The 15358-nt window shown below is 46.0% G+C and carries 12 protein-coding genes; 10 read left to right on the forward strand and 2 right to left on the reverse strand.

Translation table 11 applies throughout. The features are described from left to right. The first annotated feature begins 10 nt into the window (after positions 1 to 10). The 3 genes from DWX62_RS17965 to DWX62_RS17975 are packed head-to-tail and all read left to right on the forward strand — an operon-like array spanning position 11 to position 5241. Positions 11 to 1462, forward strand: a complete 1452-nt coding sequence (locus DWX62_RS17965) for a glycoside hydrolase family 125 protein (RefSeq protein ID WP_119993509.1) — start codon at positions 11 to 13, stop codon at positions 1460 to 1462. Beyond that, the gene (locus DWX62_RS17970; protein ID WP_120173052.1) at positions 1459 to 3780 is read left to right on the forward strand and encodes a glycoside hydrolase family 20 protein; all 2322 of its coding nucleotides are present in this window, start codon (positions 1459 to 1461) and stop codon (positions 3778 to 3780) included. Before DWX62_RS17965 ends, DWX62_RS17970 begins: the two co-directional genes overlap by 4 nt. Before the next feature lie 12 nt (positions 3781 to 3792). Further along, positions 3793 to 5241: a PA14 domain-containing protein gene (locus DWX62_RS17975; RefSeq protein WP_005830044.1), complete on the forward strand. Its 1449-nt coding sequence runs from the start codon at positions 3793 to 3795 to the stop codon at positions 5239 to 5241. 1 nt (position 5242) lies between these two features. On the opposite strand, the gene DWX62_RS17980 is transcribed toward DWX62_RS17975, so the two are convergent. Both DWX62_RS17980 and DWX62_RS17985 read right to left on the reverse strand, forming a co-directional pair. After that, the gene (locus tag DWX62_RS17980; RefSeq protein ID WP_005830046.1) at positions 5243 to 6415 is read right to left on the reverse strand and encodes a DNA-binding transcriptional regulator; all 1173 of its coding nucleotides are present in this window, start codon (positions 6413 to 6415) and stop codon (positions 5243 to 5245) included. A gap of 67 nt (positions 6416 to 6482) precedes the next feature. Beyond that, the gene (locus tag DWX62_RS17985) at positions 6483 to 6917 is read right to left on the reverse strand and encodes an acyl-CoA thioesterase (RefSeq protein ID WP_005830048.1); all 435 of its coding nucleotides are present in this window, start codon (positions 6915 to 6917) and stop codon (positions 6483 to 6485) included. A gap of 80 nt (positions 6918 to 6997) precedes the next feature. Between DWX62_RS17985 and DWX62_RS17990 the strand changes: the two genes are divergently transcribed. From DWX62_RS17990 to DWX62_RS18020, 7 genes are all read left to right on the forward strand, one after another. After that, on the forward strand, positions 6998 to 7561 hold the full coding sequence (locus DWX62_RS17990) for an L-threonylcarbamoyladenylate synthase (RefSeq protein ID WP_005830050.1): 564 nt from the start codon (positions 6998 to 7000) through the stop codon (positions 7559 to 7561). Positions 7562 to 7569: 8 nt separating this feature from the next. Next, complete coding sequence (locus tag DWX62_RS17995; protein ID WP_016273078.1) at positions 7570 to 9360, forward strand: chloride channel protein; 1791 nt, start codon at positions 7570 to 7572, stop codon at positions 9358 to 9360. A gap of 173 nt (positions 9361 to 9533) precedes the next feature. Further along, positions 9534 to 10505: a methionyl-tRNA formyltransferase gene (gene fmt, locus DWX62_RS18000; RefSeq protein WP_005833316.1), complete on the forward strand. Its 972-nt coding sequence runs from the start codon at positions 9534 to 9536 to the stop codon at positions 10503 to 10505. Between the two features lie 265 nt (positions 10506 to 10770). Continuing rightward, positions 10771 to 11421 (forward strand): ribulose-phosphate 3-epimerase, encoded by a 651-nt coding sequence (gene rpe / locus DWX62_RS18005; RefSeq protein WP_044467757.1) that lies wholly within the window; start codon positions 10771 to 10773, stop codon positions 11419 to 11421. A 58-nt stretch (positions 11422 to 11479) separates the two neighbouring features. After that, entirely contained in the window at positions 11480 to 13516 is a 2037-nt protein-coding gene (locus DWX62_RS18010; protein WP_120173053.1) for a ComEC/Rec2 family competence protein, read from the forward strand. An 86-nt stretch (positions 13517 to 13602) separates the two neighbouring features. Then, on the forward strand, positions 13603 to 14640 hold the full coding sequence (locus tag DWX62_RS18015) for a bifunctional oligoribonuclease/PAP phosphatase NrnA (protein WP_005830066.1): 1038 nt from the start codon (positions 13603 to 13605) through the stop codon (positions 14638 to 14640). A 103-nt stretch (positions 14641 to 14743) separates the two neighbouring features. Beyond that, positions 14744 to 15355, forward strand: coding sequence for a DUF4827 domain-containing protein (locus DWX62_RS18020; RefSeq protein WP_005830068.1), 612 nt, complete (start codon positions 14744 to 14746; stop codon positions 15353 to 15355). The last annotated feature ends 3 nt before the right edge of the window (positions 15356 to 15358 follow it).

Here is a 15358-nt window from a genome sequence, read left to right on the forward strand (position 1 = left end):
GAAATCAATCATGAAAAACAATATGTCAAGACGCCAATTTCTGAAGACTGGCGGGCTTGCCTTGGCTGCAATGACCTTTCAGCCCGCTTCCGTATTATCTTCATCCGGGACTTTCAGCCAGAGATATGTTTCGTTGCGTCCTTCTGCAAGCAAAAGGAGCTTCATTTCGAAGGCAGTAGATGCTGCCATTGAAGAAGCAAAGCCTAAAATAAAGGACGAGAAGTTGCGTTGGATGTTCGAGAACTGTTTTCCCAATACGCTTGACACTACTGTCAGATATAGAGTGAAGAATGGCAGACCAGATACTTTCGTCATTACAGGTGATATAGATGCCATGTGGCTGCGCGACTCTTCAGCGCAAGTATGGCCCTATCTGCCGTTGATGAAGAAAGATAAGGACTTGCAGTTGATGGTGGCAGGACTTGTCAACAGACAGACTGAATGTATCTTGATAGACCCGTATGCCAATGCCTTCAACGACGGGCCGTTGGGCAGCTATTGGGAAACCGACCATACACAACATATGGTTAAGGAACTGCATGAACGCAAATGGGAGATAGATTCTTTGTGCTATCCCATTCGTCTGGCTTATCATTATTGGCAATACACGGAAGACACGTCTGTGTTCGATGAAAATTGGCATAAAGCTATGCTGCTGGTGGTCAAGACCTTTAAAGAGCAACAGAGGAAACAAGGCTTAGGACCTTATAGCTTTACGCGCGATTGCGACCGCCCTACAGATTCGCAGATTAACAACGGATGGGGAGCACCGGTAAAGCCGGTCGGCTTAATCGTTTCTTCTTTCCGTCCGTCAGATGATGCTACACAATACGGTTTTCTGATTCCTTCTAATATGTTTGCGGTTGTGTCATTGCGCCAATTGGCTGAGATAGAGGATAAAGTTTATGGAAACAAGGACTTCTCCGGAGAATGTATAACATTGGCAGATGAAGTGGATGCAGCTATCCGTAGGTATGGTACTTTCAATCATCCGGTTTGTGGACGTATTTATGCCTTTGAGGTCGACGGTTTTGGTAACGCGCTTTGTATGGACGATGCCAATGTACCCAGTTTGCTGGCTGCGCCTTATCTGGGTTATTGTTCTTTTAAAGATGCGATTTATCAGAATACCCGTAAAATGATATGGAGCGGCAATAATCCTTATTTCTTTAAAGGAAAAGCCGGTGAAGGGGTAGGAGGCCCTCATGTGGGATTAAATTATATCTGGCCGATGAGCATCATTATGAAGGCTTTTACAACGGATGATTCCGAAGAAATACGTGCTTGTCTGAAGCAACTTCGTGATACGGATGGAGGGACGGGCTTTATGCATGAGTCTTTCCATTCGGAGGATGCCGCGGACTTTACTCGTTCCTGGTTTGCCTGGACAAATACTTTGTTCGGTGAACTGATACTGAATACAATCAAGGAATATCCCAACTTATTATCCCAAATACTATGAAGATAAGATATTGGTTACTGGCTATGTCATTCATTTTTCTCTCTTGTGGGAGAGTGGCTGATGATGTAGCGGCAAACTATGGTATTATACCCATGCCGAATGAACTTGCTCCAATGCAGGGAGTGTATGTCTTGCAAGGGAAAAAAACAGTGGCTGTCCCTTCCGGGGAAGCCGCGATGAAAGTTTTTCATTATTTGGAGGATGCGTTGAAAAACACTTCTGTAACGCTGAAGGATATTTCGGAAACGGGAAAGGCTGATATTTGCTTATCTATAGATAATTCCTTGCCCGATGAGGCCTATACATTGGAGGTTTCTTCCGATAGGATAAATATATCTTCCAATGAAACTGCCGCCGGATTTTTTTATGGTGTCCAGTCTTTGCTGCAGCTCATGCCGGCAGCCATTTATGATGGTGACCGGAAATACGAAGGAAAGATTAGGATTCCTGCTGTCAGCATTACGGATGCTCCCCGTTTCCCTCATCGTGGGGCTATGATGGATGTAGGGCGTAATTTTCTGCCAAAAGAGGAAGTGCTGAAGTTTCTTGATTTGATGGCATTCTATAAATTGAATAAATTCCATTTTCATCTGACAGATGACCAAGGATGGAGAATAGAAATAAAGAAATACCCGAAACTGACTGAAATAGGTTCTTATCGTAAACAGACTCAGATAGGACACTCTGATTATTATTTTCCACGGCGTTACGATGGAAAAGAAAAGAGAGGCTATTATACGCAGGAAGAAATAAAGGAAATTGTGAAGTACGCATCCGACCGTTTCATTACGGTCATTCCCGAAATAGAAATGCCGGGACATGCATCCGCAGCATTGGCTTCCTATCCGGAACTTTCTTGCGGATTGGGAAAGACTTATGTGGTGCGTGATTATTTTGATGTTTTTGATGAGGTCTATTGTCCCAAAGAGCATACATTTGAATTTTTACAAAATGTGCTGACCGAAGTTATGGAACTCTTCCCCAGCCATTATATCCACATTGGTGGAGATGAGTGTCCCAAGAAAGCATGGAAGAAGTGTGTCCATTGCCAGCATTTGATGAAGCGGGAAGGTCTGCCCAACGAAGAAGCTCTGCAAAGTTGGTTTATCCATCGGATTGAGCAATTTGTGAACAGTAAAGGGCGTGACATCATCGGGTGGGATGAGATTCTGGAAGGAGGGCTTGCTCCTAATGCTACCGTCATGTCATGGCGTGGCGAAAAAGGAGGTATCGAAGCGGCTCACCAACGGCATAAAGTCATTATGACACCCGGCAAAAAGTGTTATTTGGATTACTACCAGGAAAGTCCGGAATTTGCCCCGTTGGCTATCGGCGGTTTTCTTCCGTTGGATACGGTGTACAATTATAACCCGCTTCCTGCTGAACTGACTCCGGAAGAACAAGCTTATATAATAGGTGTACAAGCCAATATCTGGGGAGAGTACATACAGACTCCCGAGTATTTTGAATATATGGCTTTCCCTCGTTTGCTGGCTATGTCAGAGGTGCAATGGACACAGCCGGAACATAAGGACTTCGAGTCGTTTGCCCGTAGGCTGGATAAGGAGTTTGAACGATTGGATTATTGCGGAGTGAATGCTTGCCGCAACTTCTATGAAGTCAATCAGGCTGGTGCGTGGAACAAGTCGCAGCAGACTTATGAGGTGACTTTGAACACCTTCTGTCCGGATGCCGATATTTACTATGCGGTAAATGATTCAACGGTCAACACTTCATCTTCCCTTTATAAGACTCCGATACCGTTGGACGAGGATGCAACTGTTTATTCGGCAGTTTACAGAGACGGTAAGCCGTTGGGGAAAGTGACCCGCAAGAGCTTTGCTGTAAACAAGGCAACCGGATGTGACTATACTTGTAATCCTGCAGCAGGATGGGAACACCTGAATGAAGGCTTCGGGCTGACTGATGGACGACGTGGCTATGCCCGCGACATGCGTCGCTGGATTAGCTTCTACCAGGATACTGTACAGATTGTAGTGGAACTGAAGAAACCTCAAAAAGTCAAGGAAGTGGCCTTTTCTTCTTTATGGCGGCCGGTAAATGAGATATGGCCGGCAAGGGCGATGAGTGTTTCTGTTTCAATGGATGGTCAGACTTTTATTCCGGTGGGCACTAAACGGCTGACTTATGATTTTAGCTTGACGGAAGGCACCCGTTTTCCGGCATCTCTTTCATTTGCCGAAACGGAAGCTACATTTGTCCGCTTGGAATTATTGAGTGGTGGCTTGTGCCCGAAAGGATATTTTCATGAAGGGTTGCAGAGTGAGTTGGCAATAGATGAAATAGAAATATATTAATCTCAAGAAATTATGAAGAAAATAGTTGTTCTTTTAGTTGTACTGTTGGGCTGTATGCCGGTAACGGCTTTTGCGCAGAAGCAATTCTTTTTTAAGGATGGCAGGTTTGTAGTAGCACAGTTTACAGATTTGCACTGGATGCCGGGTTCTGCAAAGTGTGCCGAAACGGCAGCTACTATCCGTGCTGTCCTGGCAGCCGAACATCCGGACATTGCTATACTGAGTGGGGATGTGGTGACCGATGACCCTGCTATGGATGGATGGAAAAGTGTAGTGGATATTTTCAATGAAGCCAAGATGCCTTTTGTGGTGATGATGGGAAACCATGATGCAGAATACTTGACGCGCAATGAAATCTATGATTTCCTCTTGAAGTCTCCCTACTATGTGGGGGCAAAAGGCCCTGAAGATATTATGGGATGTGGTAATTGTGTGATTTCTATTTATAGTCCGGAGAAGAAGGACCAGGTAGAGGCATTGCTCTATTGCATGGATTCCAACGACTATCAGCCTAATAAAATCTATGGTGCTTACGACTGGATTCATTTCGACCAAATAGAATGGTACAGAAAGCAAAGTAAACACTTTGCAGAGAAGAACGGTGGTAATCCCGTTCCTGCTTTGGCCTTTTTCCATATTCCGCTGATTGAATACAACGAAATCAGAGGTGACGGGAAAACTTATGGCAATGACAAAGAAGGTGGAGTTGCCTCTGCTAATATCAATTCTGGTATGTTTGCTTCCTTCCTTGACATGAGGGATGTAATGGGAGTATTTGTAGGACATGACCATGATAACGATTTTATAGGAATAGATAAAGGTATTGCATTGGGATACGGACGGGTGACCGGTGCGGATGCGTATGGAGAGTTGACGAGAGGAGCCCGTATCATTGAACTGTACGAAGACCAATTCAAATTTGACACATGGATTTCCACTCCTTCGGGAAGGGAGGCTGCCTACTATTACCCTTCAGGTCTGAATTCGGATGAGGAGCAGAGTATGGCTTATTTGCCGGCTACGGGAACTTCTCCCAAGAAGCAGGGCGTGGCATATACCTATTATGAAGGCAAATGTAAACGTGTTGCCGATATTGCCGCCTGCAATAAAGTGAAGGAAGGGGTGATGAAGAACTTCTCGATTGAAGAAGTAGCCGTCCCTGATCATTTTGCTTATGATTTCCGTACGTTGGTGAAAATTCCAGAAAGGGGAGTATACCGTTTCTATACTTTTTCCGATGATGGTTCTAAACTATACATAGACGGTAAATTGATTGTTGATAACGACGGTGGACACAGCGGACGCCGTGCCGAAGGGAAAGTCGCTCTCGAAGCAGGGTACCACGAGTTGCATCTGCTGTATTTCGAAGATTACATGGGCCAGGAATTGGAAGTCGGGTATTCGGGACGGAATGTTCTGGAAACCGTGTTACCTGATACCATGTTGTTTGTACCGGATTAAATCAGCGCTGGTAACTCTTTGTCTGGTACTCTTTCCGATATTCATTGGGAGAGACTTTCTTCAAAGCTTTGAATTGGCGGGACAAGTTCTTCAGATTGTTTATTCCGACTTGTTCCGCCACATCTGCAATCGGAGCATCACTGGCCAACAGCAATTGGGCAAAGCGTTCCATCCTAAGGTTGAAGATGTATTTGTGGATGGATTGCTGGGTGACTTGCTTGAAGCGAATCTCCAATAAACGGCGTGATAATGGTACTTGTTTCACTATATCCGATACAGTGATATCAGCTGCTATATTCTGATGGATATATTTCAGAGCGGTTTGGATATGGGCATCGGTGGTAGAATAGAAGTCGGTTGAAAGCCGGTTGATTATATTAACTGGTTGGAGCACTACGTCCTGATAAGTGGCCTCCTCATCATTCAATAGATGTTCTATGAGGGCAGCTGCCTCAAATCCGCCTCTTACAATGTTTTGGCTGATACTGGATAGGGGAGGGTCTGAAAGATTGCATATAATCTCATCATTGTCGACTCCTAATATTGCTATCTTGTCGGGCACTCTGATGTTGTTGACTTTACAGATTTCCGTAATGCGGTTACCTTGATTGTCATCGCAAGCCATGAGTGCCGTAGGTTGTGGCAATGACTTTAACCAGTTGAGCAGGGGCGGTGCTTCATAAAACCATAAGTCATCAAGGGATTGGTCCTGATAAGAATAGAAATTGTTTCCAAACCCTTGGGCTGCTATACATTCATAGAAACCCTCGCAACGTTCTTGTGACCATACCGTATCGCGATAACCATAGAATGCGAAGTTCTGAAAGCCTTTACTCAGAAAAAACTCTGCTGCCATTCTGCCGGTCTTGCGGTAATCGCCGGTGATGTTTGGAATATTGCTGAACCTTGATTTATAATCCTGGGCCAATGCGATAATTCCGTTTTCACGGAATAGCTCCACGTTGTCATCATTGTCAAATCTGCCGATGATTGCATCTGCATGCCATGTCTTTGCCCATTTCAAGACTCCTTCTATACCATGACTGTTTTTGTAGGAGGGTGGCATACGGCATACTACCCATGGCTCATGGCTTTTGGAATAGGCCAATACCCCCTTTAGCAGATTGTACGAAAAGGACTCTGTAAAATCGGTCAATAATATCAATCGAATCATAGCAGTTGACTAAATGTAACTGATTGTTACTTATACAAATGTTAGCTTAATTGACAAATATAGGATTTTATTTCTTTTTCTTCAAATCTTTTCCCTCATATTTGCAGATTGCTTCAATCCATTTTTCTTCCAGTGGTTTGGATTCGTGTTTGGCGAGGTCGAAGGCTACCATGACGGAGGTACATACGCATTTTACTTCTTGGGTTTCCGTATCAATGACCCGTTGGGCGAGGTGGAAGCTTTTGGTTCCTATCTCAGTGACGGCAGTTTGCACGGCGATATGGTCTGAGCCGTAAATCTGTGCGAGGAAGTTTGCTTCAATATGGACGACAACGATACCATCCTTTTCCCAATCTACATCCGGGCATACGGAAGCGAAATATTCCGTTTTTCCTAAATCATAAAAAGAGAAGTAAACAGTGTTGTTTACATGGCCGAATTTGTCGACGTCATTGAAGCGTAGTTGTATGGGCAGGGTGTGGTTAAATTGAATTTCTTCCATTGTTTTCTCTTAAACTTTGTTTATAATCGCTGCAAAAATACTATTTTTGCGTGTTAATCCGTGAACTTATATATCAAGAAATGATAGAAGACATCAAAAAAGCCTGCCAGGTAATGAGCGAAGGTGGGGTAATTCTGTATCCGACAGATACGATTTGGGGTATAGGTTGTGACGCTACCAATGAAGAAGCGGTGCGCCGTGTATATGAAATCAAGCAACGCTCTGACAGTAAGGCGATGCTGGTATTGGTAGATTCTCCGGTAAAGGTGGATTTCTATGTGCAGGATGTTCCGGAGGTTGCCTGGGATTTGATAGAACTGGCTGACAAGCCCCTTACCATAATTTATTCCGGAGCGCGTAATCTGGCTCCTAACTTGCTTGCCGAAGATGGTAGTGTAGGTATCCGTGTCACCAGTGAGGCATTTTCAAAACGGCTTTGTCAGCAGTTCCGCAAGGCGATAGTCTCTACTTCTGCCAATGTCAGCGGGCAACCGTCTCCCGGTAACTTCAGTGAAATAAGTGAAGACATCAAGTCTGCGGTGGATTATATAGTAGGATACCGCCAGGAGGAAACGGGACGCCCGAAACCGTCCAGTATCATCAAGTTGGGCAAGGGAGGAGTCATTAAGATTATTCGCGAATAAAAGGAAAAATGGCAGAGGACAAGAGGAGTTTGTTGCAGCGCTTCATCATATGGCGCGAAAAGAATATCAAGGAAAAGCGGTTCATACTGATTCTCAGTTTTCTTGTAGGTATCTTTACGGCATTTGCCGCACTGATACTGAAAGTCATCATACACTGGATACAGAACTTCCTGACGGATAATTTCAATGCGACGGAAGCCAACTACCTTTATCTGGTCTATCCGGTAGTGGGTATCTTCCTGACCGGATTGTTTGTCCGCTACGTGGTGAAGGACGACATCAGTCATGGTGTTACCAAAATCCTATACGCCATCTCGCGGCGGCAGGGACGCATCAAACGGCATAACACTTGGTCGTCCATCATAGCCAGTTCCATTACCATCGGTTTCGGTGGTTCGGTCGGGGCGGAGGCGCCTATTGTGCTGACGGGTTCGGCTATCGGTTCCAATCTGGGAACCATCTTCAAGATGGAGCATCGTACGCTGATGCTATTGGTGGGATGTGGTGCTGCCGGTGCGGTTGCAGGCATTTTCAAGGCGCCGATTGCCGGTCTGGTATTTACGCTGGAGGTACTGATGATAGATTTGACAATGTCCTCCTTGTTGCCGTTGCTGATATCTGCGGTGACGGCTGCAACTGTTTCCTATATCGTGACGGGTACGGATGCCATGTTCAAATTCCATCTGGACCAAGCTTTCGAATTGGAGCGTATTCCGTATGTCATTATGCTGGGTATCTTCTGTGGATTGGTTTCCCTTTATTTTACCCGGGCCATGAACTCTGTGGAAGGCGTGTTCGGAAGGTTGAGAACTCCATATAAGAAGCTGATAATGGGTGGTGCCATGCTGAGTATCTTGATATTCCTTTTTCCTCCGTTGTATGGCGAAGGTTACGATACGATAGAGTTGTTGCTGAATGGGATGAGCAATGCCGAATGGGACACGGTGATGAATAATTCCTTCTTCTACGGGCACGGCAACCTGTTGCTGATATACCTCATACTGATTATTCTGTTTAAGGTCTTTGCTTCGAGTGCCACGAATGGCGGTGGCGGTTGCGGCGGTATCTTCGCACCTTCGTTGTATCTGGGTTGTATTGCCGGTTTTGTCTTTTCACATTTCAGCAATGAAATAGAGATGACGGCTTATCTGCCCGAGAAGAACTTTGCCTTGATGGGAATGGCGGGGGTCATGAGTGGGGTCATGCACGCTCCGCTGACCGGCGTGTTCCTCATAGCCGAGCTTACGGGAGGATACGACCTGTTTCTGCCACTGATGATTGTTTCCGTCAGTTCCTATCTTACCATCATCATGTTCGAGCCTCATAGTATCTATTCCATGCGTTTGGCCAAGAAAGGAGAACTGTTGACGCACCATAAGGACAAGGCTATCCTTACCCTGATGAAAATGGAGAATGTGGTGGAAAAGGATTTTGTGACCGTGCATCCCGAAATGGATTTGGGTGAACTGGTAAAGGCTATTTCCGCCTCGCATCGCAATGTTTTTCCCGTGACGGATAAGGAAGGGGTGTTGATTGGCATTGTCTTGTTGGACGATATCCGGAACATTATGTTCCGCCAGGAGTTATATCATCGCTTCACGGTGGGAAAACTGATGACTTCGGCTCCGGCACGTCTGTATGATACGGACAGTATGGAGCAGGTGATGCGCACCTTTGATGATACGAAGGCGTGGAATCTGCCGGTGGTGGATGCGGAAAACAAATACTTGGGCTTCGTGTCCAAGTCGAAGATATTCAACTCGTACCGTGAAGTATTGGTACATTTTTCAGAAGACTGAGGACTTTTTGGTATTTACTATTTTACTATTTACAAGTTACTATTTGCCGTTCGGGGTGATGGGGCATTGTAAATCGCAAAGAAGATGCTTCGTACATTGTAAATGGTAAATTGTAAATGGGCAAATGAGTTGCCTCGCAAATGGTACATTGTAAATGGTAAATTGTAAATGAAATGGTGGAAAAGAAGAATTTGAGGATTGTATATATGGGTACTCCCGACTTTGCGGTGGAGGCTCTTCGTTGTCTGGTAGAAGGAGGTTACAATGTGGTGGGTGTCATTACGATGCCCGACAAGCCTGCCGGACGGGGACATAAGCTCCAATTCTCTCCGGTGAAGCAGTATGCACTGGAACATAATCTTCCGCTTCTTCAGCCGGAGAAGCTGAAGGATGAGGCTTTTGTGGAGGCGTTGCGTGCATGGAAGGCCGATTTGCAGATAGTCGTTGCCTTCCGCATGTTGCCGGAGGTGGTATGGAACATGCCGCGATTGGGCACCTTCAACCTGCATGCTTCCCTGCTTCCGCAGTATCGCGGCGCAGCCCCCATCAACTGGGCGGTGATTAATGGTGATACGGAAACGGGCATCACCACTTTCTTCCTGAAACATGAGATTGACACCGGTGAGGTTATCCAGCAGGTACGGGTACCCATTGCCGATACGGACAACGTGGGTATCGTCCACGACAAACTGATGCTGTTGGGCGGTCGCCTGGTGGTAGAAACCGTAGATGCCATTCTTGCCGGTACAGTGAAAAGTATTCCTCAAGAAGAAATGGCCGTCGTGGGTGAACTGCGTCCGGCACCGAAAATCTTCAAAGATACTTGTCGTATTGACTGGAACCGCCCGGTGAAGCGTATTTACGATTTTGTACGCGGCCTTTCTCCCTATCCTGCCGCTTGGACGGAGCTGGTCCAACCCGGTGGAGAATCTGTTGTGGTAAAAATCTTCGAGACGGAGAAAATAGGGGAATCCCATCAACTGGTTCCCGGAACCTTGCAGACAGACGGGAAGACCTATATCCGCGTTGCTGCCGAAGATGGCTTTGTCGGCATCTGCTCCCTCCAGCTTCCGGGCAAGAAGAAACTGAAAACGGATGAACTGTTGCGCGGCTTCCGGTTGACGGAAGGATACGTGATGAAATAACTGATTGTCATTCAATGACTTCCTACTGCAAAACTACTGCACTCGTTTTGCAGCGTCACTGCAAACCGCTTTGCAGTGTTGCTGCAACTAATATGCAGTGTGACTGCAACTGCTTTGCAGTGCTACTGCAACACGTTTGCAGTGACGCTGCAAAAGGTATGCAGTAAGTTTGCAGTGAGAGTTTTGATTTCCAATGTTAGGCTGAATTAAATCTTTTCTCTATATTTGTACATAACAAAGTTCGTAAACTTTAGAACATAACATTATGAAACCAATCATATCCCCTTCTATTCTCTCTGCCGATTTTGGTTATCTGGCACGAGACATTGAAATGATTAACGAAAGTGAGGCTGAGTGGGTACATATCGACATCATGGACGGTGTGTTTGTCCCCAATATTTCTTTCGGATTCCCGGTACTGAAGTATGTGGCAAAACTGTCGCAGAAACCTTTGGATGTGCATCTGATGATTGTACAGCCGGAGAAGTTTATTCCGGAGGTGAAGGCTCTGGGGGCACATGTCATGAATGTGCATTACGAGGCTTGTCCGCATCTGCACCGTGTGGTGCAGCAAATCCGCGAAGCAGGGATGCAGCCGGCGGTAACAATTAATCCGGCAACTCCCGTATCCTTGTTGAAGGATATTATTAATGATGTATACATGGTGCTGATAATGAGCGTAAATCCTGGCTTCGGCGGACAAAAGTTCATAGAGCATTCTCTTGATAAAGTGCGCGAGTTGCGTGAATTGATTACGGTTACCGGTTCGCAGGCCTTGATAGAAGTGGACGGTGGCGTAAACTTGGATACCGGTGCGCGTCTGGTAGAAGCTGGAGCAGATGTACTGGTGGCAGGCAATGCCGTTTTCTCGGCTCCCGATCCGAAGGAAGCTATCCGTGCATTAAGGAATCTGTAATCCGTCTTCTGGATTGATAATCGACAGCTGGCAACGGCATCCTTTCCTTCGACTGTTGATGCCGTTGGTAGTTGGTATTTTGTGTGGAGATGTGTTTCCACACGTGCTTTCTGCATGGGAGTATGTGGCAGGTTTTCTGCTTTTTCTTTTTATTATAGGTAGATACAAGCATACCGGATGGGTGTATGGAGCGGCGGTATACCTTTTCTTGGGTGGTACGGGGTTCTGCTTGATGAGTTGGCAGCAGGGAAAGACGGCATTTCCCTTTTCGGGCAAAACTGCTGTTTATAGGGTTTGTATCCGTGAGCATCCAGAAGAGAGGGAGCGCAGCATATTGTGCAGGGTTGCCCTGCTGGGAGAGGTAGAGAAGGATACAGTTACGGGTTGCCCCCGGAATCATCTTTTTCTGGCTTATTTTCCGAAAGATTCTGCTACGGTCACTTTGTGCCGTGGTGATGAGTTGCTGGTATCTACCCGGCTTGCTCCTCCGGCGAACAATGGTAATCCCGACGAGTTTGACTATGCCCGCTACCTGAGGCGGAAAGGCTATAGCGGCACGGCTTACATGGCTGACGGACATTGGCGGAAGACGGGGCATGATGCCTCTCGCACTGTCAGCCAGGTGGCACTGGATTATAGGGAGAAAGTGGTTGGCTTATACCGGAGTTTGGGTTTTGAAACTGATGAATTGGCGGTACTTGCTGCGTTGACAGTGGGGGATAAAGAGGAACTGAGCGATGATATTGTGGAGACCTACTCCGTCTCGGGAGCCAGCCATGTACTGGCACTTTCGGGATTGCATATAGGGTTTCTGTATGCTTTGCTCTTGTTTGTGCTTCGTCCTTTGTGGAGGCGATGGCGGCGGTTGAAACCTTTGTTGCTTTTGCTTCTGGTCCTTTTCTTGGTGAGTTTTGCTTTTTTCACGGGATTGTCTTCCTCGGTGGTGCGGTCGGTCATCATGTTCTCTTTGTTGGCGTTTGCCGGTTTGCAGCCGGAAAAGCCGCTGACCCTGAATACGCTGGCGGCAACTGCTTTCCTGATGCTGCTGTGCAAGCCGGTCTGGTTGTTTGATGTCGGTTTTCAGTTGTCATTCTCGGCGGTTGCAGCTATTGTACTTGTACAGCCTAAGTTATATGCCCTTTGGAAGGTTGACAATCGTTTCCTGCGATATTTGTGGGGACTTATGACAGTGTCCATGGCGGCTCAGCTGGGTACGGCCCCTTTGGTCATTTTCTATTTCTCCCGTTTTTCCACTCATTTTCTGTTGACTAATCTTTGGGTAATTCCCATGGTGTCGCTCGTTCTGTATTCGGCTGTCTTTCTGTTGATGCTTACGCCGCTGCCTTTTGTACAACATCTGTTTGCAAGGGTAGTAGAGGCATTGGTACATGTCCAGAATGAAGTGCTCCGCTGGATAGAGCATCTTCCCGGCGCTGCTGTTGATGATATTTGGCTGGATATATGGGGTGTTTTGCTCGTCTATCTGTTCTTGGGGATGGCATATTATGGCTTTCTACGCCTTACGGTACGTAGAGTCTGCTTTGCGTTGCTGGCATTGTTGGCAGTGATTTCCTGGCATTCCCTTTCCATCATGTCCAATGCTCCCCGGCAGGGGATTGCTTTTTATAGCGTGAGAGGTTGTCCCGTTGTCCATTGTATGGCAGACAACCGTCATTCTTGGTTGGCATGTGCCGATAGCTTGCCGGATATGCCGCGTCTGTGCCGTGCCCTTTCTCCGCATTGGAACCGCCTGCGTCTGGAGACTCCCCGATTGGTTGCCGGAGATTATACCACTTCCGGCTTATCCATGCGTAACCAGATTGTCTCTTACGCCGGTAAGCGCATCTGTCTTCTTTCCGACAACCGTTGGAGAAACAAGAACTCTTCCCATCCCCTTTCAGTTGATTATTTGTATGTCTCCAAGGGGTATCAAGGTGGGATAGAGGAACTTACTTCGCTCTTTTCCATGGGCATGGTGGTGCTTGACGCTTCTCTTTCAGACTATTATCAGAATAAGATTGCCAATGATTGCGTTCGCTTAGGTATTCCCTATCTTCTTCTTTCTCAAAAAGGTTCTTACCGCATATTGTTATAAATCACAAACTTTTCGTACTTTTGCCCCTTCAATTTGTTATAAACGCCAAATAGTAAATAGTCAATCGTCAAATAGTAAATAAAAATATGTTGACCAAAGTAATAGAACAATCCAAGATAGACCATTTCACCAAATGGTTTGACCGTGCAGACAAGATAGTAATCGTTTCACATGTGGGTCCCGACGGGGACGCCATCGGCTCTTCTCTGGGCTTGTGGCACTTCTTCAGCTCGCAGGGAAAGACGGCGAATGTTATTGTGCCGAACGCCTTTCCCGACTTCTTGAAATGGATGCCCGGGAGCAAGGACGTCCTTCTGTACGACCGCTACAAGGAGTTTGCCGACAAGCTGATTGCCGAGGCAGATGTCATTTGTTGTCTGGACTTTAATGCTATCCATCGTATAGATGCCATGGGTGACGCTGTTCTTGCATCCCCGGCAAGAAAAATACTGATAGACCATCATCTCCATCCGGAGGATTTCTGCAAGATTATCATTTCCCATCCGGAGATATCTTCCACTTCGGAACTGGTTTTCCGCCTGATTTGCCGTATGGGCTATTTCAGTGACATTTCAAGGGAAGGAGCGGAGTGCATCTATACGGGTATGATGACGGATACCGGCGGGTTCACCTATAATTCCAATAACCGGGAAATCTATTTCATCATCAGCGAACTGTTGTCGAAAGGTATTGACAAGGACGAGATTTACCGCAAGGTGTTCAATACTTATTCAGAAAGCCGTTTGCGCCTAATGGGATATGTCTTGTCACAAATGAAGGTCTATCCGGACTATCATGCAGCCTTAATTTCTCTGACTAAAGCCGAACAAAGCCAGTTCGACTATGTGCGTGGAGATAGTGAGGGGTTTGTGAACATTCCTTTAAGCATCAAAGGGGTGATTTTCTCTTGCTTCCTGCGTGAAGATACGGAGAAGCCGATGATAAAGATTTCTTTACGTTCGGTCGGTACATTCCCCTGCAATCAGCTGGCTGCCGAGTTCTTTGGCGGCGGCGGTCATTTGAATGCTTCCGGCGGTGAATTTTATGGAACGATGGATGAGGCCCGCAAGGTCTTTGAGCAGGCTTTGGAGAAATACAAACCGCTGCTGAATGCCAAAGGATAAAAAAAGTTCAGTTGTAAAGGTTAAAAGTTACGAACTTTCTATCCGCAGCTTTCAACTTTCAAGGAAATCAGATACTTTTGTACGAAATTACTAAATAACAGAAATGAAGAAACTTACTTTATTCTTTTTTGCCTTACTTGCAGTTTGTTTAGCCTTCCAGGCATGCGATAATTCTAAAACTTATGCCGAAATGCTTGAGGAAGAAAAAGATGCCATCAAAGCATTTATCAAAGACAGTAGCATTGTCGTTATTTCTCAAAGTGAATTCTATGCGCAAGATTCGACAACGGATGTAAGCAGGAATGAGTATGTGCAGCTGGCAAGCGGGGTGTATATGCAGATTGTGGATAAAGGTTCGACGAATCCTGCAGATACAGTTAAACCGAATGATTTGATTTTGGTGCGCTTTGAAGAACAAGGGTTGATAGCTGTTGGAGGGGTGAAATCGTATATAACCAATATGAATAGTCCGACTGTTGTGGATGAGTTTAGATATTCTGTTACTTCTTCGTCTATTGCCGGACTTTTCACTCAAGGCTATATGCTTATATATCATGGTTCGTCTGTACCTGCTGGCTGGCTGGTTGCGTTGAATTATATTCGTAACGGAGCACATGTGAAGCTGATTGTTCCTTCCAAGATGGGACAGTCGGATGCTATGCGGGACGTTCATCCTTATTATTACGATTTACATAAACTCCAAATTTGGAACTAACCG

Origin of the sequence: Bacteroides sp. AF20-13LB, from assembly GCF_003603065.1 — a bacterium.
Taxonomy (GTDB): Bacteria; Bacteroidota; Bacteroidia; order Bacteroidales; family Bacteroidaceae; genus Bacteroides; species Bacteroides uniformis.